Annotated in this window: 16 protein-coding genes; 5 read left to right on the top strand and 11 right to left on the bottom strand. The window is 48.9% G+C overall.

All coding sequences use genetic code 11. The features are described 5' to 3' along the window. Positions 1–199 precede the first annotated feature (199 nt). The 10 genes from ACJJI0_RS05710 to ACJJI0_RS05665 form a co-directional block, all read right to left on the bottom strand. Positions 200–358 (bottom strand): hypothetical protein, encoded by a 159-nt coding sequence (locus ACJJI0_RS05710; protein WP_444885062.1) that lies wholly within the window; start codon positions 356–358, stop codon positions 200–202. Between the two features lie 1,087 nt (positions 359–1,445). Beyond that, positions 1,446–2,324 (bottom strand): S1 family peptidase, encoded by an 879-nt coding sequence (locus ACJJI0_RS05705; protein ID WP_444885061.1) that lies wholly within the window; start codon positions 2,322–2,324, stop codon positions 1,446–1,448. A 243-nt stretch (positions 2,325–2,567) separates the two neighbouring features. Beyond that, complete coding sequence (locus tag ACJJI0_RS05700; protein WP_252085798.1) at positions 2,568–2,885, bottom strand: heavy metal-binding domain-containing protein; 318 nt, start codon at positions 2,883–2,885, stop codon at positions 2,568–2,570. Between the two features lie 191 nt (positions 2,886–3,076). After that, positions 3,077–3,973, bottom strand: a complete 897-nt coding sequence (locus ACJJI0_RS05695) for an alpha/beta fold hydrolase (protein WP_444885060.1) — start codon at positions 3,971–3,973, stop codon at positions 3,077–3,079. An 89-nt stretch (positions 3,974–4,062) separates the two neighbouring features. Beyond that, on the bottom strand, positions 4,063–6,498 hold the full coding sequence (locus tag ACJJI0_RS05690) for an ABC transporter permease (protein ID WP_444885059.1): 2,436 nt from the start codon (positions 6,496–6,498) through the stop codon (positions 4,063–4,065). Beyond that, positions 6,495–7,211: an ABC transporter ATP-binding protein gene (locus tag ACJJI0_RS05685; protein ID WP_353376269.1), complete on the bottom strand. Its 717-nt coding sequence runs from the start codon at positions 7,209–7,211 to the stop codon at positions 6,495–6,497. Before ACJJI0_RS05685 ends, ACJJI0_RS05690 begins: the two co-directional genes overlap by 4 nt. A gap of 35 nt (positions 7,212–7,246) precedes the next feature. Then, positions 7,247–8,497 (bottom strand): efflux RND transporter periplasmic adaptor subunit, encoded by a 1,251-nt coding sequence (locus tag ACJJI0_RS05680; protein ID WP_444885058.1) that lies wholly within the window; start codon positions 8,495–8,497, stop codon positions 7,247–7,249. A 499-nt stretch (positions 8,498–8,996) separates the two neighbouring features. Then, positions 8,997–10,340: a prephenate-dependent tRNA uridine(34) hydroxylase TrhP gene (gene trhP / locus ACJJI0_RS05675; RefSeq protein ID WP_444885057.1), complete on the bottom strand. Its 1,344-nt coding sequence runs from the start codon at positions 10,338–10,340 to the stop codon at positions 8,997–8,999. Positions 10,341–10,508: 168 nt separating this feature from the next. After that, positions 10,509–11,069: a cytochrome P460 family protein gene (locus ACJJI0_RS05670; protein ID WP_444885056.1), complete on the bottom strand. Its 561-nt coding sequence runs from the start codon at positions 11,067–11,069 to the stop codon at positions 10,509–10,511. A 117-nt stretch (positions 11,070–11,186) separates the two neighbouring features. Then, positions 11,187–11,753, bottom strand: coding sequence for a Crp/Fnr family transcriptional regulator (locus tag ACJJI0_RS05665; protein ID WP_444885055.1), 567 nt, complete (start codon positions 11,751–11,753; stop codon positions 11,187–11,189). A 281-nt stretch (positions 11,754–12,034) separates the two neighbouring features. Between ACJJI0_RS05665 and ACJJI0_RS05660 the strand changes: the two genes are divergently transcribed. Further along, positions 12,035–13,519 carry a bifunctional 2-methylcitrate dehydratase/aconitate hydratase gene (locus ACJJI0_RS05660; protein ID WP_444885054.1) on the top strand — a complete coding sequence of 495 codons (1,485 nt, stop codon included), beginning with the start codon at positions 12,035–12,037 and terminating at the stop codon, positions 13,517–13,519. A 130-nt stretch (positions 13,520–13,649) separates the two neighbouring features. Here ACJJI0_RS05660 and ACJJI0_RS05655 read toward each other — a convergent pair whose 3' ends face one another. Then, the gene (locus ACJJI0_RS05655) at positions 13,650–14,627 is read right to left on the bottom strand and encodes a porin (protein WP_444885053.1); all 978 of its coding nucleotides are present in this window, start codon (positions 14,625–14,627) and stop codon (positions 13,650–13,652) included. A gap of 285 nt (positions 14,628–14,912) precedes the next feature. On the opposite strand from ACJJI0_RS05655, the gene ACJJI0_RS05650 reads away from it, so the two are divergent. The 4 genes from ACJJI0_RS05650 (at position 14,913) to msbA (ending at position 20,549) form a co-directional block, all read left to right on the top strand. After that, positions 14,913–17,486: a DNA internalization-related competence protein ComEC/Rec2 gene (locus ACJJI0_RS05650; RefSeq protein WP_444885052.1), complete on the top strand. Its 2,574-nt coding sequence runs from the start codon at positions 14,913–14,915 to the stop codon at positions 17,484–17,486. Positions 17,487–17,559: 73 nt separating this feature from the next. Then, entirely contained in the window at positions 17,560–18,183 is a 624-nt protein-coding gene (locus ACJJI0_RS05645) for a MotA/TolQ/ExbB proton channel family protein (protein ID WP_252085810.1), read from the top strand. 15 nt (positions 18,184–18,198) lie between these two features. After that, entirely contained in the window at positions 18,199–18,618 is a 420-nt protein-coding gene (locus ACJJI0_RS05640) for an ExbD/TolR family protein (RefSeq protein WP_444885051.1), read from the top strand. 116 nt (positions 18,619–18,734) lie between these two features. Further along, positions 18,735–20,549 carry a lipid A export permease/ATP-binding protein MsbA gene (msbA, locus tag ACJJI0_RS05635; protein ID WP_252085812.1) on the top strand — a complete coding sequence of 605 codons (1,815 nt, stop codon included), beginning with the start codon at positions 18,735–18,737 and terminating at the stop codon, positions 20,547–20,549. Position 20,550 lies beyond the last annotated feature (1 nt).

Genomic DNA, 20,550 nt, shown 5'->3' with positions numbered 1-20,550 from the left:
TATTGCTCAATGTGAGTTAGTAAGGGTATTGAGCTTGGTAATGAGTATTAGCGAAGGTTGGGTAAGGAGCCAAGGAGATATCGGCAATAGGAGAATATGGTTCGTTATTGCTAAAAGAAGGCGCGCAAGTAGGGTCGCTTAGGCTCGACTAAACTGCCAACACGTCTTTGCCTAGGTAGAAATAACAAGATACTAATTATTAGGCTGACTTTCTCTTGCGTTTGAACAGTTTTACCCAAAAGATCCCCTCAAAAACAACACCCAAAGCGAGAAAAAAGGCCCCGCCAACAGGCACACCAAATACATAGCAGGCAATGGCTGCTAGTAAGAATAGTAGGGCGACGGTGATCCTCTTCAATTTGGTGCTCCTTTTTGTTTTGTGTGTGGGCACAGGCTCAAGCTTGGCACACTTCAAAGACTATACTGAATGCCAGACCGAAACCCAACATAAATAATGCTTAAGCATAGAACTACAGAGCAGAATGCTAAAGGTAGATAGAGTTTGTAGGAACCATGTTTGATTCTATTAACCGTGGCCAATAAGAATGAGCCTAAGGCCAGGAGAGTCGATAGACACAGCGCCATGAAGATGACTCGAACTTCTGTAATACTGCCATTGCCAGCAACTAAAGTCGGTTCTGGATAAATTAGGTTACTCTGCCCGACAGATACCATAGCTGAAACACTTCTGGCTAGAAACAACTCGTTACCATCTAGGCCTAGCCAGTATTCCATAGTGGCAATAAGAATTGATATTGAGCTTGCTATAAGGCAAAGACAGATTTTTGAAACAGTCATCATTTTTTATGGTATTCGCTGCTACTTTTTCTAGCACTTAGCCTGTTAAACTTATGGGGATATTTTTTTATAAATAAGAACTTCTTAAGAAATAGTATCTATTTGTGTGGGAAGCCCACAAGGTATTTTTAATATCTAGTTCATTTCTTGTTAATATGTCTTTTCGTATCATGGTACTGCCAGAGAACGTTAATGATTTTCCAGTTATTTTTATAATTCTTATATAAGTGCATATAATCAATCCAATCATCGACTGTAAGCTTTACCGAGGCTACCCGGTTATCAATATCAAGTATGTTGATATCAACCCTGGGGGACTCTGTAAATTTATCGCCTTCCTTATTGTAGTTTTCGGCCAACCAAACCATGGTTTCATAGTCTGTCATCCATGATGAATTCTGAGCCGTCTTTGGATTTCCAGTAGGTTCGCTTGGCTAGTTTCGTATCTAAACCTCTTTCCATTAGGCTTGGTTCAACTTTTTGTTGTGACTCAATGTAATCGAGTACGGCTCTGCGTATTTTGGTGTTGTCCTCAGCGGAATTGGCATATACATATGAATTTAAAAAAGTTAACAGGATTAAAGGTATTAATTTGTACATCATATTTCCTTGGATAACTCTTGTTGTGGGGTTTGTAGAATAACGGTTTATTGGTTAGTTAATGAGCTATCAGATTCTGCTTTGACAGATTGCTGAATAGATGAGTGATTAGAAATCATTGAGTCAATCCAGCTTGCATAATGACTTAAGCGAATGGAATAGGAAGTCTGGCCATAGGTGCCAGGGCGGAAGGTTCGTATATCAACATTTTCCGCGTGCTTCCAGGATGTGAGACCTGCGAGTAACCACTGGCCATCAATTTCAATTAGTACCGGGCCGCCACTGTCGCCATTCGTAGACATGCCTTCAAGTGGCAACGCATTCGGGGCTTGATCAAAGTCATAGCCAAGCCAACGATTTTGAGTTGATGAGATTATGTTAAATGCTCTGCGGAGTTCTGTTCGATTGGGGCCTTTGGGGTCATGGCCGAGGTCAGCTGTACCCGTTGCTCCTTTTCCGATCAGTTTTACTATTTTTCCTTGCTCATCACTTTCACGGTAAATTCCTACCGGATTAACACCAATCATAGGCTGAGAGAGTTTAATTAAGGCAATATCATCGGATGTGGCCAATAATGCTTCAATTTCACTGGCATCTCCCGTTTCTAGTGCCTCATCAATCATCCTTTGAGGTATCTTCTTGTAGCCGGGGTGTATCACCAGCTTATCGATCCTTCTGGAAGTGCCTTTAATGGTGACCTCTTCAATACAGTGTTGCCAAGTAACGGCATGCGCAGCTGTCGCAATCCACTCTGGGGAGATAAGTACACCGTGTCCTTCTCCCGGTAAATCTACAAGTGCGGGGAGTTCAGAGGCATCGATACGGTATCTTGAGTCACTCACATCATCGCGAATGGTTATTGCTATTACCACAGGTGTTAATACTAATTGGAAGGAAAGAAAAAGATATTTAATTGTGCGTATCATGAGCGATCTTTCTGTAAGTTATTGGTTATATAGATCATTGATGTCTGAAAAAAATAGATCTGACGTAGAGGCCTTGGCCTAGTTGCCACCAGTGAATCCTATCGCCAGATATTGGGCTGTAAATTAGAGGCTCCATTGAATTTAATTTCGGAACCTCGTATCCCTGAATTGAAGCTAACTAGCAGTAAAAGCTATATTTTACGGAATCTTTCAAAATAGGCACTAATTGTAGGTTAGGGGATATCACTTCCTTAGTTTGACGGCAGTCCCAAAGACCATCATTTCACAAGACCCTTCCATAATGGCACTTGTTGAAAATCGGATACCTACTACGGCATCGGCTCCTTTCTGCTGGGCACTATCAATCAACCGTTGAAGGGCCTTATTTCTGGCTTCGGATAGCATTTCTGTATAGCCTCTTATCTCACCGCCAACGATACTCTTTAAGCCCGCCATAACATCACGACCAATATGCTTGGATTGAACAACGTTACCGGTAACCACTCCGAGTATCTCTTTGATTTCATATCCTGGTACGGTTTCAGTGGTTGAGTAGATCATGATACATTTCTTAATGTTGCTTGGTATGGTTCTTACTATGATTGCATGGGACATGCCTTGAAAAGAAGAAAGTATTACATTTTGATGAAACTAAAAATACGCCTTATTATTGGGGATGCTTGGAATTAGACTGGGATTTTGACACCCAGCTTCTTGCCATCATGATCGCAATAGAGAACTATCTAGGATATTCAAGAAAGCATTAAATGCTCTTTTTTCTCCGCCTCTACGAAATTTAAGTACGCACTTACCACATGATCAGGCGCCTCCCAATGCGGATAGTGCCCAATCTTTCCCAGCTCAATAATGTCTGCTGCCCGATCTATCAATTGACGAAATCGATCCACCATATGCTTCCCTGAAACTGGGTCCAACGAGCCATTGATTAGCAGTAGGGGGCCAGGGTATTGGTTTAGCGCGTCGATCCAACGCTGACGATGTTTGCGCCTGTCGTACATGTAGGTGATCAGTTTATAGAGGAGCCGGTTGCCATTCTTATATTGGAGAATTTGCCACAAGTCTCGCAATTCTCTGTCGGAGGGTTTTGTCTCTGGTCCGAAAATGGCACTGAAGCTGCGGCAAAACTGCTGGTAGCGCATGAGTTTATTGATTAGAGAGCCAATAGGAGAAAGCAGGAGTTTCTGCACGAGGCGAGCTTGATGAGTTTCTGGGAATAGACCGCCATTCAGCAGGCACACCGAGATATACCCTGTAGTGCCGCCGTTGTTGGCTCTGGCGAGTAACTCCTGTGCTACGGAATCCCCATAGTCATGGGCCAACAGGTGGACCTTATTGATGTTTAAATATTGTAGAAGAGCTTCATGTAAATCAGCTTGCTGGTGGATACTGTAGTTATGCTGTTTGGGTTTGTCTGAATAGCCAAAGCCCAGCATATCCATAGCAATACAGCGATAGTGTTCTGTCAGTTGGGTCCATACCTTTTGCCAGTCATAACTACTGGTTGGAAAACCGTGAATCAAAAGCAGTACTGGTTTATGTCGACAGCTTGGGTTGCTATCGACATAGAAGAGTTGGTGGTTTTGATAATCAAATATCTTTCCATTTGATAACCATTGCTGAGGTTGCATTGGCTGCTCCATTTCTTATTGTTGTACTTGCTGTAAAGATTGCACGATGAGCGCGCAACCTCAAGCAGCGGCTATCAGATGGAAAGTATTTATCTTGTTCCTTGCAATGCGTAAATCGCGGGCTTGTTGATTATTTTCCATACAGAAAGCAGGGTAACCGAGGCCGTCAGGCCGATAATAAACAGTGGTGGCAGCAGCCAGCCCCAGAGGCTGGTTTCAATGCTGAACTCGCTTTGCTCAAGCCAAAGTGCTAGTGGGACCACTACCAAAGTTGCTACAGCGATACCGATAATTACGGGAGTCAAGCTATCGATCAGCGTGTGATAGAAAATCGTCGCTGGGCGGGCGCCGATTGCCATGCGCACGCCAAGCTCAGTGCGCCGCAGTTGTACACTGTAACTGAGCACTCCAAAGATACCGATGGCAGCGAGGCTGAGTGCCAGTAATGTTAGGGCGGTGGTTACCCAAATTGAGACCCGGTCATTGCTTAGGAGTAGGTCTCGCGCCTGCTCCAGGGAGAATAGCTCGGAAACTTTGTACTGCCTGTTTACTCCGGCAAATTCCCGATTGATTTCTGTGGTGCTGAGTGGTTGGTGAGGCTTATGTCTGAGTACGAGTAGGGGATAGCTCACATTGATACCGCGCACAAATAAGCGGGCGGGTTCCTTTTTGCCGGGCAGGCTTGCGTTGCGCACTATGCCGACCACTTGGTAGGGCAAATCACCTCGCCAGTAGTAGCGCTTACCTAATACTTCTCCATCCGGTTCCAGCTGCTGGGCCAGGGTTTCGTTAACGAGCATCATGCGATTGTTATCGGAAAACTCAGCCGCACTGATATGGCGGCCAGCTACCAGTGGCATACGCAAAATGGAAAGGTAGTTTTCGTCGACGACTGTGGTCTTGGCCATCACCGGGTTTTGTCGGCTGGCATCCTGACTCAGGGATGTGGTCCAGAGTGGCCGGCTGATAGAGATAGGAGTGTTTAAGCTCAGGCTGGCATTTTGTACTTTAGGGTGCTCCAGCAATCTTTGCCTGATGGCCTTCAGATAACTCTCTCGCTCGGTAGTGGGGGCGCTCCTAAGATTGCCGATATTCAGAGTCATTACCTGAACGTTGTCCAAAGGGAAACCAAATGGTTGGTTAATCAGGCGATTGGCTTGCAGGAATATCTGTAAACTGGCGACTATGAGTAAGCTGGTCATTGCCACTTGGCTACTGATGAGTACCTTGCGGATTAGAGGCGAGATCTGTACGCCGGAACCTTTGCCGCTGCTCTGCAGCATTTGATTCAGTGCGCGGTAATTAACCTGGCGACTGACTATGGCTGAGAAGAACAGGGCGAGAAGTAAGGCACACAACAGTGCAAAAACCAGTGTCTGCCAGTTTAAGGTGAGCTCTTGAATGCGAGGAATTTGTTCCGTAGCCATCACCTTTAATACTTCCGTCGACCCCAGGGCTAAAAGTAGAGAAAGCAATGCAGCCCCTAACATAAGTAGGCCGATTTCACACAGCAGGGCCAAAAAGATATGTTTTTTGTGTGCGCCCAACGCGACCTGTATCGCCATATTGCGTTGTTGTTTGGCTGCGCGAGAAAGAATCAGGTTGGTAACATTGGCGCAGGCAATTAACAGAAGCACCAGTGTACCGCCCATTACCATTAGAGTTCGCGTGGCACTGTCGCCAAGTATTTTATTGGCGAAGGGGGTGAGTCGGTATTCAACGGACCTTTCTACCGAAGAGGATCTTCCCGCTAGGGCCGCTTGATACTGGGCATCCATTAATGTGCTTAATTCATGCCCCGCACTGGCGGGGTCAATGCCCGGCTTCAGCTTTCCTGTGAGCATGCGAAAAGGCAGGAAGCCTCTCCAATTATTTCTGCGCTCTACTTGTGTATCGTTAAAGTCCCAGGGCAGCCAGACCGCCGTTTGTCGGCCCTGCTTATAGATCTGGGGTTCAATGAAGTCTTTGGCGGTGACGCCGACAATACGAAAGTCCACCTCCCCAAATTGCAGGCTTTGCTCCAAGACATTTGGGCTGCGCCGGAACATCTGCTCCCAGGTTTGATAGCTGATAACCGCCACGGGAACCCGGCTGTCGAGCCCTTCATCGGTATTGAATTGTCTGCCCAAGGCCAGGGGTGCTCCAGCCAGCTGGAGATATTCCGGAGAGACATAGGAAACATTAACCCGTGGTGATCCGGATAAGTTGCGAACCACATCTTCCCAGAAGTACACCAGGGCGCTGGATTCGAAGAAACTGTCGTTCTTATAGATTTCAACCAGGGCGGGGTATTGGCTGTTGTTTTCCAGCCGCAGCTGCTTGTTCTGGTAGAGATTACCATTCACGACATACAGCCGATCTTCGTCCGGGTAGGGTAGGGGCGCGGCTAGCAGTTGGTAGTTGAGATTAAATAGCGTTACCAGGGCGCCGAGGGTGATACCCAGGGTCAGAATAATAGTGGTGGCGTAGCTCCGTGCCCGATTGAGGGACTGGAGGGCAATGGACAGGTCCTTTGTGGTGATCATAGGGCCATCTCGTGAGGCTCTTTTATGGGCTGCGGCGTTGAGATTTTTCCATCCAGCAGATGCAATTGGCGGCTGGCCATGTCTGCATAACGAGGGTCATGGGTCACCATGCACAGGGTGGTCCCTTCATTGTTGAGCTGCCGCAGCATTTCCATTACCGCATCGCCATTGTGGGAATCCAAATTGCCGGTGGGCTCGTCTACCAGCAGCAGGGACGGATTGCCAACTAGCGCCCGGGCTATGGCGATTCGCTGCTGTTGGCCACCGGACAACTGGTTAGGTTTGTGAGAGGCCCTGTGACCCATCCCTACCTTCTCCAGGCAATGTTTTACTTTTTTGTCGGCTTCAGACTTGGCAATTGGATTGCGTCGGTATCGCAGGGGCAGGGCGATATTGTCGTAGACTGAGAGTTCGTCAATCAGGTTAAAGGACTGGAAGATAAAGCCTACTTTCTCGTTGCGAATTGTCGCCGCCTCACTTAGCGTCAATTGAGCGACTTCAGTGCCTTCAATCTGATAGCTGCCGCTGGTGGGGAGGTCCAGCAGGCCGAGAATCGAGAGAAGTGTGGATTTACCGCAACCCGAGGGGCCGCAGATAGAAACAAATTCCCCCGAGTAAATACTCAGGTCAACGCCCCGCAGAGCGTGAGTTTCCATTTCTTCGGTGCTGAACACCTTAGTGATCCCGGCCATATGAAGGATTGGCTTGGACATAGCGAACTCCCTGTTCTCGCTTTGGGTTTCAGGCTTTAGTCAACAATCTGGATATGCTCAGCTTCATTAAAATTGGCCATATCCGAGAGGATGATGCGGTCCGCTTCATTGAGGCCTTGGGTGATCTGGATATATCGACCTGACTCCTCACCGAAGCTGATGGGTTGGAGTGCCGCTTCCTCCCCATTTTCGTTAATCAGGAAGAGGTTGGTCTCACTGTGCCTCTGTACATTGATAGGTCTCTCGACGAACAGTGTATCTTCCATCGTGGCGGTGAAGATCCGGGCATCGACGTTGAGTTGTGGCCTGGCAGACTCCGGGGCGCCCGCGCTAAAAGCAATTTCCACTTCAATATTGCCGTCCCGAACCTCAGGAGTAATACGGGTTACCACACCCTCGACTTTTTCCCTGCGGGTATCAATTTCAGCGGGCTGGCCAACCTCCAGTTGCTCTGCTTTGGATTGTGGTACTTGAACCAGAGCGAGTAGATCTGTCTCGCTGCCGATCAGAGCCAGCTCCTGGCCGGGATCGACACCTTGCCCCAGCTCTACTGGCAGCCGTTGTAGTATGCCGTCCAGGCCGGCGCGTACTGTGAGGCGATCTGTCCGCTGTTGGATACTCTGTAGTTGGGTCTGGGCCTGGTTGATTTGCTCGCGCTGGATTAACTCTGATTCGACGGCGACTTTGCGCAGGTGATTGATACGCTGTTTTTGCAGGTCTACGCGTTTTTTCATCTGTTCCTGGCGTAAGACGGTTGTTTGGTAGGTGAGCTGGGAAACCACTCCACTTTTTACCAGCTCGTCCTCAGCTTCGCGACGCAACTTGATCACTTGGTAATTGGAGTTCAGTTCCGCGAGTATGGCTTCCTCCGCGAGCACATCGCGCTGGTTGTTCAGAACAAGCCGGCGCAAATTAGCTTCCTCTTGTTCCAGGGAGGTTTCGGCTGCATCCAGATCGCGCATTAACTCTGGATTGCTCAGTTGCATAATGACGCTATCACTTTGTACTTCTGCACCGGGACGCAACATGATTTTTTCAACATTCGCTGCGGTTAGGGCGGTAATTAAAGTCTGCTTGTCTGAACGCAGCCTACCGTAGCCATCTACCACAACCTGCAGGTCTCCCCGTTGGACGGTACCTAGCATCAGCTGTTCCCGCTCAACTTTGTAGGCGCTGTCAGGAAGTAACAGGAGGGTGCTGGTAAATGCCACAAAAGCTAGGGCAGCACCACCCAGCATTAAAGGGTGCTTAATCAGGGGGCGTTTCTTAGGTTTAATAATATCCATATTGCGGCATTTCCTTGGTTAAGCAATCGTTACACGCTTTTCTGCTGTGAAACCTTGATGCGGAGGCGAGTTAGAGGTGGAAAATCATAACTATTTAAAACGGGTGTATTCCTGTTGGAACTCCGAGGGAGAGCGGGTTCTTATCTTGTAATTAGTACTGTCGAGCATATTTTTGTGATCAAAACTCAGGGCTGTATAAGGGTTTTAGGTGAGGCTGAAAATGCAGGAAAATTGGCACAAGAACCAGTTGCTTGCGGTGAATGGTGGGGAAATACAGGACGGTTTGAATATTGTGAGGCGGGCAGTCACTTGAGAAGTTTAACGATTACCCAATACATTTTGAGGATAGGTTCACAAGTAAAATTGTGGAGATGTAGTGGGAATAAAGGTGTCGTGGCTTAGTGAATCCGGTAGATTTTGTAAACCACTACACCTTTAACAAAATATGTTTGCAAAACGAGAGGCTTGATCAGCCTTAGTGCAAATTACAAACCCAGGGTTATCCCAGAGCTTTGACTAATAGCGCCTGTTGAAGCTGATCGTCATCGACTCCTTCTGGTCGAGGTATTTGCACGATATGCCCGGATCCCGGAGCTACATCGATCGCTTTGCCTTCCGTATTCTCCATTTGCTCCAAGGGGAAGAACAAGCTACCGCTGGGAGTCATTAACTCCAATTGATCACCGCGTTCAAAGCGATTTTTAACATCAATCGTCAAATACTCAGGACTGCCGTCAATAAGCTCGCCTACGAACTGTTGGCCCGGAGTTGATATCAACCCCTTTTCATATTGCTGGTATTCTGCTGGTGGATGGCGACGGTAGAAACCTTCCGTGTAGCCCCTGTTCGAGAGGGTTTCCAATTCGTCCATCATCTTCATGTCGAAGTCTTTTCCTGCCGCAGCGTCGTCTATGGCGCGACGATAGATCTGAGCAGTACGAGCCACATAATAGTGGGACTTGGTGCGACCTTCGATTTTTAAAGAGTGGACCCCCATTTCCGTGAGGCGCTTGACGTGCTGTACGGCCCGCAGATCTTTGGAGTTCATGATGTAGGTACCGTGCTCATCTTCGTAAGCCGGCATATATTCTCCAGGGCGACCTTCTTCCTGTAGTAAAAAGGCTTGGGAAGTACTGTCACTGGCGGAGGTGGGTTGCTGGATAGATTCCTGATTTTGCACATGAATCAATTCGCCAACTTCATTCTCTTTGGCTTCATGAGCTTGGTATTGCCAGCGGCAGGAGTTGGTGCAGGCGCCCTGGTTGGCATCTCTATGGGTCATATAACCGGATAGCAAGCAGCGCCCGGAATAGGCGATACAGAGTGCACCGTGGACAAAGACTTCCAGCTCCATCTCAGGCACTTTCTGGCGAATTTCCTCAATCTCATCCAGGGACAGTTCTCGAGAAAGTATCACCCGAGATAACCCCTGGCGATGCCAGAACTTTACGGTCGCGTAGTTTACCGCATTGGCCTGTACGGATAGGTGGACTGGCAGATCAGGCCAACGCTCCCTTACCATCATTATCAGGCCTGGGTCGGACATAATCAGGGCGTCAGGTCCCATTTCAACAATTTCTTCCAGGTCCCGCAGGTAACTGCGAACTTTATCGTTGTGGGCGGCGATATTGGAAGCGATATAGAACTGTTTTCCTTGCTGGTGTGCTTCTTCTATACCTAGGCGCAGGGTTTCAATATTTTTAAATTCATTATTGCGCACACGCAAGCTGTAGCGGGGCTGGCCTGCATAAACGGCATCGGCACCATAGGCAAACGCATATCGCATATTTTTTAAAGTCCCTGCGGGGGACAGTAACTCAGGTTTAAACACGGAAAAACTCATAGTGGAATAGTCGGACGCGGCCGTATGTTAACGGCATTCAAGATCGCGCTAATTGATATAAATCAATTAGCGCTGGGGTGGGGGTGATAAGCTGATCTGGAGGGAATCTATGCCTGTTACTCTAGCCGAATAAAAGACCTCTAACCTCTAATTTTTGCTGTTTACTTTTTAGTTCTGTAGGACCTGTTGATAGCCTTGTGTATAGACCCAGTCATTATTCTTGGCTGGTAAGTGGCATCCAAAACAGTTGTTAAGCCCGCTGCCCTTCCAGGTTTTGGTTTCACTTTTTGCTACCCCTGGCTTGAATAAAGCCCATCCCCAACCTTCTGCCCAGGCCTCATTCTTAGGAAATCTCCCTTCTGTGTCCTTTACCATCATAAAGGTGAACTGGAGATCAGTAGAGTAGTAAGCCAAGCCTGTGGTTAATGGTTCTGATTTGGTGCTGTTGACATCTTTTACCAGGACTGCGCCATCCGGGAATTTTCCATTTTTGCGAAAGGCTTTAACTGCTTCAGGTTGAGTGTAAACAATGTGAGTATCCCAGCCCTTGCCACTGGATGACTTTACTTGGTAGGAGCCGAGAAATGTCCATTCTTGGCGGTAATCCTTGGGTAATGTGATGTTTCCCTGTGCGTCAACGAAATGACTGAAAGTGGACTTTAGATTCTCTTGAGCTATGGCCTGTAGGCTAAACAGTATTCCCAGTGTAACTAAGCAGATTGTGCGCATAATGCCTCTTCCTATGTTGATTCCATGGAGGTGGGGACTAGGTCTAGCCCTCATTTTTTGGAAGTATAGGGAGGAGAGGGGCGATCAACTGTCAGCTAGCTGACACTAAAGCCAAATTTAGCCTTGCGCTAAGCCTTCGAGGGCGCCTTTGTTTAGTAGGCAAATATGTTGGCGTGTGTAATCAATAATGCCTTTGTGTTTCCAGGTGCTAAGTAGTTGGCTAACGGTTTGTCTACTGCCGCCGGCCATAGCCGCTAGCTCAGATTGGGAAAGCTTTACATCTAATTCATGCCCGTGAGCGCAAGGTTGCCCCTGAAAATGAAAGAGTTGGGATAATAAACTTGCCAATCTAACAGCTAGGGGCGCGGTTATATGCTGAAATATACGCTGTTGTAATAAAGACTCCCTGTTGGCTAGATGCTCTATAAGGTCTTGCTGGGTTTGTGACAGTGAGTGTAACAGGTCATTGAGGTTTTCTGGAAAAGCGACTTCTAGCTCACAACCTATTTTGGCAATTGCTTCTATTTCTTGTGAATTTCCGCCAAGACCTGGGCCAAACCAGGAGCCTGGCCCATGCAGGTCTACAAGTCCCCGGTTGCCATTAAAGTCCACTTTATGGATAAGAACATAACCGGCATGTATAAAATAAATATTTCGGGAGGCCACTCCCTGACGAAATAACACTGTTTCTGTGGTACAGCATACTCTTTTTGTTTTAGTCGCTATTGTTTGCAATTTAGTATTTTCTTATTGGAGGTTGGAGTGTATAGACTAGTCACAAACCCTCTTACCTTTTCAATCTTGGTCGAATATTAGTGAAATTCACAGGATGACAATATACACAAAAAAGCAAGCCATCAATGTCGTAGCGCTCAAATCTTGTTATCCATTTACAAAGTGAAAGATACAGCTAAAAAATTACTAGGCTTATTTAATTTCTTCACAGTACCATCAGGCCTTCTGCTATGCGCACCGACTCAGACCAAACTGGCCATCTAATTTATGATCAGGTAATCCAGGATATTGCCGATTACGTTCTCAATTTTGAAGTTTATTCCAATGAGGCCTGGCAAACAGCGCGCTACTGCCTGATGGATTCCTTGGGCTGTGCTTTTCTTTCACTGCGTTTTCCCGAGTGTACGAAACTATTAGGCCCTCTAGTTGAGGGGACGGTGGTGCCCAATGGGGCCCGTGTGCCGGGTACCCAATTTTGCATGGATCCGGTTAAAGCTGCCTGGGATATAGGCTGTACTATCCGCTGGCTGGATTTCAATGATACTTGGCTGGCCGAAGAGTGGGGGCATCCATCTGACAATCTGGGCGCTATCTTGGCGGTGTGCGATTTCCTTTCTCAGAAGCGGCTGAGTGCAGGGGAAGAGCCCCTGACAATGGGAAAGGTGATGGAGGCGATGATCAAGGCTTATGAGATCCAAGGTGTACTGGCATTACAAAACAGCTTTAACCGCGTCGGCTTGGACCATGTATTGTTGGTTCGCGTGGCTTCTACAGCGATTGCTACTTGGTTGATGGGGGGAGGCAGGGAAGAATTACTGGCGGCGATTTCCCAGGCCTGGGTAGATGGTAGCGCCCTGCGTGCCTACAGGCACTTCCCCAATACGGGTTCGCGTAAATCTTGGGCGGCAGGAGATGCCACGGCAAGGGGAGTTCGCCTGGCGGATATGGCCATGCGTGGTGAGATGGGTATACCAACCGTACTTACTGCGAAGCAGTGGGGCTTTTATGACGTGGCTTTCAGTAAAACCAATGCTGATCAGGTAATAAAACCGTTGGAGGAGCGGCAGTTCCGGTTTCCGCGTCGATTCGGCACCTATGTAATGGAGAATATCCTTTTCAAGATTTCCTTCCCGGCAGAATTCCATGGCCAGACAGCCTGTGAAGCCGCGATAGTTTTACATCCATTGGTGAGGGGTAGGGTGCAAGACATAGAGAGAATTGTCGTGACTACTCACGAATCTGCAATACGAATTATTAGTAAAACCGGTCCCCTCTACAATCCGGCGGACCGCGATCACTGCCTGCAATATATCGTGGCTGTGGCTCTTTTATTTGGGGATTTGCAGGCTAGTTTTTATGAGGATGAATTCCATCAGTCCCATCCGGAAATTGATGAGCTGCGCGGGAAAATTACCGTTGTTGAGGATGGCTGCTACTCGAAGGATTACCTTGATCCGGATAAGCGTTCAATTGCGAATGGTGTGCAGGTTTTTTTTAAGGGGGGCAAGGCAACAGAGAATGTAGTGGTGGAATACCCGCTCGGTCATCGTCGACGCCGTAAAGAGGGGATACCGCTTTTGTTGAAGAAATTCCATTCCAATCTGGCTGCACGTTTCCCTTCAGGCCAAGCAGAGAAAATATTAGCTTTATTTGCTGATCAACAACAGTTACAGGCAATGCCAGTACATCTTTTTATGGATAAGTTGGTTATTTGATGGACTGCCGTATTGCGGCTTTGGAACTTCCAATAAAAAAGGCGACCATAGGCCGCCTAATTCAAGCTCTCAAATCATACGACGGTCAAACAGCTCTTCCCAATTCGGATGATCGTCGTTAAAAGCGCTCTTAGAACTTGTATTCAGCACCGATACCGGCATAGCTGCGGTCGTAATCGCCATCAGCTGTTTCATCGGTGTAGAAGCCGAATACTTTAGCGGCGCTGTTGAACTTGTAGTCAACACCCAGGCTGTAAGTTTCGCCGTCTTCTTTCTTAATGTCAGACTGACCGTACTGTGCTTTCAGAGTCCACTGCTCGATTTTGTAAGCTACAGAGCTCATCCAGCCGTCAGCGTTTTCACCGTCAGCGTTTTCCTGGTCTTCAAACAGGGCACCAACCTGTACAGGGCCGATGTTGTACTGGGCTACAAAGCGCTGAACGTCAACGTCCTGGCCTTCAACGTCTTGGTCGAAAGCGTAGGCCATGTAAACGCCGTTGTTATCGTAAGCAATAGAAGTGGAGATGCCGTTATTGCGCTTGATTTCTTTGCCTAAGATGTCACTGCCATCATCATTTTGGCCAATGATCTCGTAACCAATTACCTCATCTTTATTGCTGATATAAGCAGCAGAAGCTTTGAAGCCCGCGAAAGACGGGGTAGTGTACTGCAGAGCGTCTTCTTCGCGGTTGTCGCTGCTGGTGATCAGGCTTTTAATATCGCCTTCCAGGTCGTTGAACAGGTCAACTTTCTTCTGGGCAACTTTCAACGGGGTGTCGAACTTACCCGCGATTACCTGACCGAAGCCGCCTTCCAGTCCAGCGTAGATATTGCGTTGAGAGAAAGTGTCATCAGCGTCGCCGTCCATATCTACTTCGTATTCCATACGGTAGATACCTTTGATGCCGTCGGTCAGGGCGATCTCACCCTTAACGCCCAGGCGGGAAGCGTTGCTTTGAACATCGGTTACAGAGCCGTCACCTTCGTCAGCAGACTGGAAGGTAACATTGGCTTTGCCGTAAAAGTCGAGGACATCGCCTTCTTCTTGGGCGTTGGCCAGAGTCGGGATCATGGCAACAATGGCCAGAGAGAGAGCGGTCTTATTCATAGTCGTCTCGCACAGTTTATGGTTGTGGGTTGAGGGGAAGCCTTCCGTTCAGTCTGTTGGTTGCCCCTCGATTTGGTGCGGATTCTGCGACCTGAATATTACAAACATGTTAAACATGGCATTTTTCTTAAAAAAATATGACCAGCGGGTGCCATGTATAGCAGTTAAGGCAGTCACTATGCGGCATGGCGCGCCGGTTATAGACATGTTTTGGTTCTATGGTGCCTGTTTTGTGTGCGGTGTCAAATTTTCTGATCTATTGCTATCACGGGGCTTCGGACAAGGATGAGAACCATAAACCCTGTACAAAAAAAGTGCAGGCTGGATGTGGATTGGGACCCTAAGACTACTCTGTGGCTATGGAGCCCTACGCTGGCCCTTTGGGTCTTCTCTCTATCAGTTGCTGCTATTGGTTTGTTGCCGTCTCTACCAGAAATAGGGGGAGTACTGTGGGTATCTATTATTGCCTTCCTATTGTTGGTTTCCCTCCCTCAAACACGCGCTCTCTGCCTATTACTTGTCATCTCGTTGCTCGGTGCTCTCTGGGCTTTATCGAGCAATAAAGCCGCGCTTGAGCAGCGTTTACCTGAATCGGCTCATGGCATTGATCAACGCCTAAGGGTTGAGGTTGTATCCCCCCCCGAGGTCAGGAGTAATCCAGCGTCACAGAGGGGCGCTACCCGGGATATACGCTTCCAGGCGAGAATACTGGAGGCGGGGCCGGGGGAAGTTCATTCAGGTAGCCTTCTTTATCTCACCTGGTACCGCGCAGATGTTGAGGTGCAAAAGCTGCTGCGAGGTAATAGCCACTGGGATTTGCCGGTGCGGTTAAAGCGTCCACGCGGTAGTGTAAATCCCCATACCTTTGACTATGAGGGCTGGCTCTTACGGCGGGGTGTTTATGCAACGGGGTATGTGCGCCCGCAAAATGGCGACCCACAGTGGTTGAGTCAGGGCATGGGGCTATCCGCCCTGCGAGATGCTTTTAGGCAGAAGCTTCAAAGGCTACCGATAAACCAAAGCGCCCTGGTTACAGCACTGTTACTAGGGGATCGCAGCGGCCTTTCCCGTGCCGACAGTGATTTGTTAAAGCAGACAGGGACGGCACACCTTTTGGCAATATCGGGCCTGCATGTGGGCATGGTGGCTGGGTTTTTACTGCTGTTGGGGCAGGTATTGGCGAGGGCTCTCGGGGTATTGATGGGGACCTGTCCCAGGTGGATTCCGATGTTGTTGGCGCTCATTGGCACTCTAACCTATACCTTGTTGGCTGGCGCTCCTCTCTCCGCCCAAAGGGCCCTGGTGATGACCTGGGTATTGCTGCTGGCTTGGCATTGGCGGCGACGGGTAGGCGCTGGCTTGGCTTTCTCTCTCGCTTTGGCATTAGTGCTATTTATCCAGCCATTGGCTTTCTTCGGAGCCGGGTTTTGGCTGTCATTCGCCGCTGTGGGTGCGCTTCTCTTGGGGTTTTCTGGACGTAGCTCTGTTAGGCAAGAGAGGACAACGGAGAACGGTGTGGAGGGAAGTGAGACGAGTGCTCATGTGGGGATGAAAAGGCACGTGGAAGCTTGGTTTTTACGCTGGTTCTCCACCTTTGTACAATTATTGCGCAGCCAATGGCTGGTGGCGCTGGGTTTGATTTTACCCTCGGTAGTGTATTTTTCTGGGTACAGCTCTGGCGGAATGCTGCTGAACCTGATGGCAATTCCCTGGCTTGGTTTGCTAATACTGCCGGCCTTGATGCTTGGCACCTTACTGTTAGGGACTGGCCTTGGAATCTGGTGCTTTAAATTTGCCGACTGGCAACTGACTCTTCTCATGGAAATGCTGAAGTATGCCCGGGATTTTGTTCCTACCTGGCAGCCTTTGATAACGCCTCAAAGCACAACCCTGCTTGTCTTATCCGCACTGGGCGCCCTGTTATTAATCTTACCCAGGGGGGTGCCGGGACGATATCTGGGCTGCTTGTTTCTGCTTCCTTTGCTCCAATCTATGCTGCCTGTTTCGACACCAGGTCGTCAGGGGCTTACTTTCACCGCTTTGGATGTTGGCCAGGGTCTGGCTCTCTCGGTCCGCTCCCAAGAAGCGCGCCTTGTCTTTGACACCGGACCTCTCTCGTCATCGGGTTGGAGTGCTGGAGGGGCCATTGTTGCTCCTTATTTGAGTGGAGTCGGGGTGAGAGAACTCGATGTGTTGGTTGTCAGCCATGGTGACAGTGATCATGCGGGTGGGGTGGCGGCGCTATTGCAGTCACTGCCTGTCAATAATTTCTATGCTCCAGGGCAACTGGGAAAAAAACTGGTGGGGGATTTTGATATACGAGCAGACTCCTGTGTCGCGGGTGAAAGGCTTTATTTCGGTGAGCTCTCTGTACGTTGGTTATGGCCACTGCAAAAAAAAATTGATGGAGAGGAAAATGATCAAAGTTGTGTGGCTCTAATTGAATGGCAACAAGTGCGTATTTTACTTACTGGGGATATCACAAGCTCCGTAGAACGCCGTCTTGTGGAGCTTTATCCAATGGGAAAGCCAGTAGATTTATTGGTGGCGCCTCATCATGGTTCTAAGACTTCTTCATCCCAGACTTTACTGAGCTGGGCAAGGCCTGAGCGAGTGATATTCAGCGCAGGCTATCGTCATCATTTTGGCCATCCCCATGCGAATGTAGTCGCACGTTATCGTGCGATGGATACGCAAATTTTTAATACAGCACAAAGTGGAGCTGTCGAGCTTTCTTGGCAAAGAGGCACCTCGGAGCCTGTGATCAGCTGGGGTCGTTCAGCGCCACGGTTTTGGTATGCGGATCACAATGGTGAGGCTGAGCCTAGTGGAAGACTTAGCCGCCGAGAGCAGCTGTGATAAAGTGCGACTCCTGCGTCTAAGATGCAGAAGAAATTCCTGAAATCCCTCTCGCTGTTTAGGGCCAAGAAAAGTGTTTGAAATAATAAAATCTGGCGGCTGGTTGATGTTGCCGATCCTGTTGTGTTCCGTTGCTGTTATTGCTATCAGCATTGAGCGTTTTTGGACGCTGAATCCCCAGCGTATTGCACCGCGCACTTTACTTGGAGAAGTGTGGGGGTGGCTAAAAAGCAACCAGGTCAATAGTGAGAAACTTAAGGAGCTGCGTGATTCCAGCCCACTCGGACGAATTTTTGCCGCAGGACTTTCCAATTCCCGCCACGGCCGTGAAGTAATGAGAGACAGTATTGAGGAAACTGCAAGCCAGGTAGTACACGAGCTGGAGCGTTTCCTCAATGCCCTCGGCACCATCGCCGCGATTGCGCCATTGATCGGTTTGCTTGGGACTGTCATCGGTATGATCCAGGTTTTCACGGCAATTATGCTGGAGGGCACCGGCAATGCGGGTATTTTGGCCGGTGGTATCAGCCAGGCTCTGATTACTACGGCGGCGGGTTTGACTGTGGCGATTCCAGCGCTAATGGCGCACAGATACTTCCAGCGCCGAGTGGATACTATTGTGGTAACCATGGAACAGGAAGCCGTGAAGCTGGTAGATGCCTTACACAGTGACCGCAAAATTGAAAAAGCGGCCTGAGTGAGGTAGCAATCGATGCAATTTCGCCGCCAAACCAAAGAGCAGGATGGGGTAAACCTTACGCCATTAATCGATGTGGTCTTTCTTCTGCTGATTTTCTTTATGGTGTCGACCACATTCACCAAAGAGAGCCATTTAAAGTTGAATTTGCCCGAGGCCGCTGGGCCTCAGGCAGAAGAGCAGCCACGTTCTGTTGAAATTCTGATCAGTGCCGATGGTTCTTATTCGATAAATGGCCAGGGGTTGATCAACAAAAAGTTGACCACTTTGAAATCTGCGCTGTCGGAAGTTTCTGCAGGCGAGTACAATCGCCCGCTTGTGATAACCGCCGACGCTACAGCTCACCATCAGGCTGTGGTGCGGGCAATGGATGCCGCTGGACAGCTAGGCTTTGTCAACCTAAGCATTACTACACGGCAACCAGAAGAGAACTAGCGCGCTGGGCTTTGCTTTAATGCCAGGGATGGACGATTAGCCTTGCGAGCGTACTCGCCCCACTGCCTTAGGGTTTGGGGCGAGTCCAGTCATTGGTCTGTATGAAGAAAGTAACCATGCCCCCCCGTAAACCACAGCACGGGGCGCACACCTATCGTCGTTTACTCGCGTACGCTCGGCCGCACCTAGCGATTTTTGCTGTTGCAGTGCTGGGATTTTTCCTGTTTTCCACCATGGGCGTCAGCTTAATTGCCGTTACGGAGCTGCTTTTAGATGCGGTGGGCGCTGGCATCCAAGAAAGCAGAGGTTTTCTCTCGAAATACGTAGCCTCCTATTATCCCGATGGGGTAATGCCACAGGAGACTGCGCGTTGGCTGGTACCTCTGGCCATGCTCATCATTATTCTGCTGCGTGCGATTGGTAATTTTGTTGGCAGTTATGGTCTCGCCTATGTTGGGCGCGCAATTATTCACCAGTTGCGCTCGCAGTTGTTTGAGAAGATTGGCCAGCTGCCTAGTGCCTATTTTGATCGTTACACGGGTGCCTACCTGATTTCCAAAGTCTCATACAATGTTGAGCAGGTTACCAATTCCATTACCAAGGCGGTTAAGGTTTTATTTCGCGAGACTTTTACTACCGTTGCGCTGCTGGCTTACTTGTTGTTGGTGAACTGGAAGCTGACATTGACCTTTTTCCTTTTTGCCCCCTTGATTGCTCTAATCGTGCGTACTGTGGGCAAACGATTCCGTAAACTGAGCCATCGCATCCAAAACTCCATGGGTGATGTCACTCATGTTACCCAGGAGGCGATTAATGGCTATCAAGTAGTACGGATGTATGGTGGCCAAGAATATGAGAATTCACGTTTTGAATCTGCCAGTGATAATAACCGCCGACAATTTATGAAGCTGGTGGTGGCCAACAATGCCAGCGTGTCGGTGATTCAGATTCTGGTTGGCCTATCTACTGCCACTATTGTGTGGTTTGCCCTGGCTCCGGGTATGGTGGAATCCATGACCGCGGGGGTCTTTGCCGCTTATATTGGTGCCGCAGCTTCTCTGGCCAAGCCGGTTCGCAGCCTTTCAGAAGTTTTTGCAGATATTCAGAAGGGAATTGCCGCCGCGGAAAGTATTTTCGAAGTAATGGATACCCCCAGTGAGCCAGAGGGCGGCCGCGAGGTGTTGCCCAAGCCGGTGCGTGGTGCGGTTACCTTTGAGTCTCTCGATTTTAGTTACGATGAGGCCGCTCCCCAGGTGCTGTCGAATATTAGCTTCTCGGTGGAGCCGGGCGAAACAGTTGCGCTGGTAGGGGCGTCGGGTTCCGGTAAAACAACGCTTGCCAGTCTGCTGGCGCGTTTTTACGAGCCTACTGGCGGGCGCATCCTTCTTGATGGAGTCGATATTTCAACGGTTCCCCTACAAGATTTACGCCGACATATCAGCATGGTGTCCCAAAATATCGTCCTATTTAACGACAGCGTCTATCGCAACATCGCCTATGGCGATTTGGAAGGGGCACCGAAAGAGAATGTCTTGCGGGCTATCGAGTTGGCGCATGCGGCTAACTTTATTGAGGAGCTACCTCAAGGTTTGGAAACTGTGTTGGGAGACAATGCCCAGATGCTTTCCGGTGGCCAAAGACAGCGATTGTCTATTGCGCGGGCGCTATTAAAAGATGCACCGGTATTGATTCTCGATGAGGCAACTTCAGCACTGGACAATGAATCAGAGCGCCATATCCAGTCGGCTCTGACAGAAGTTATGAAAAATCGCACCACCTTTGTGATAGCCCACCGTCTCAGTACGATTGAAAGTGCCGATCGAATCCTGGTTATGGAGAAAGGGCGTATCGTAGAGAGCGGCAAGCACAGCGAACTGCTCGCCCGCGGTGGGCGCTATGCCACATTATTACAACAGCAGACAATGGGTTAGG

The sequence above is a fragment of the Microbulbifer mixtoriginis (SeqCode) genome, assembly GCF_052466695.1.
The sequence above is the reverse complement of the archived record's forward strand: the minus strand, read 5'-3'. Positions and strand labels throughout refer to the sequence as shown.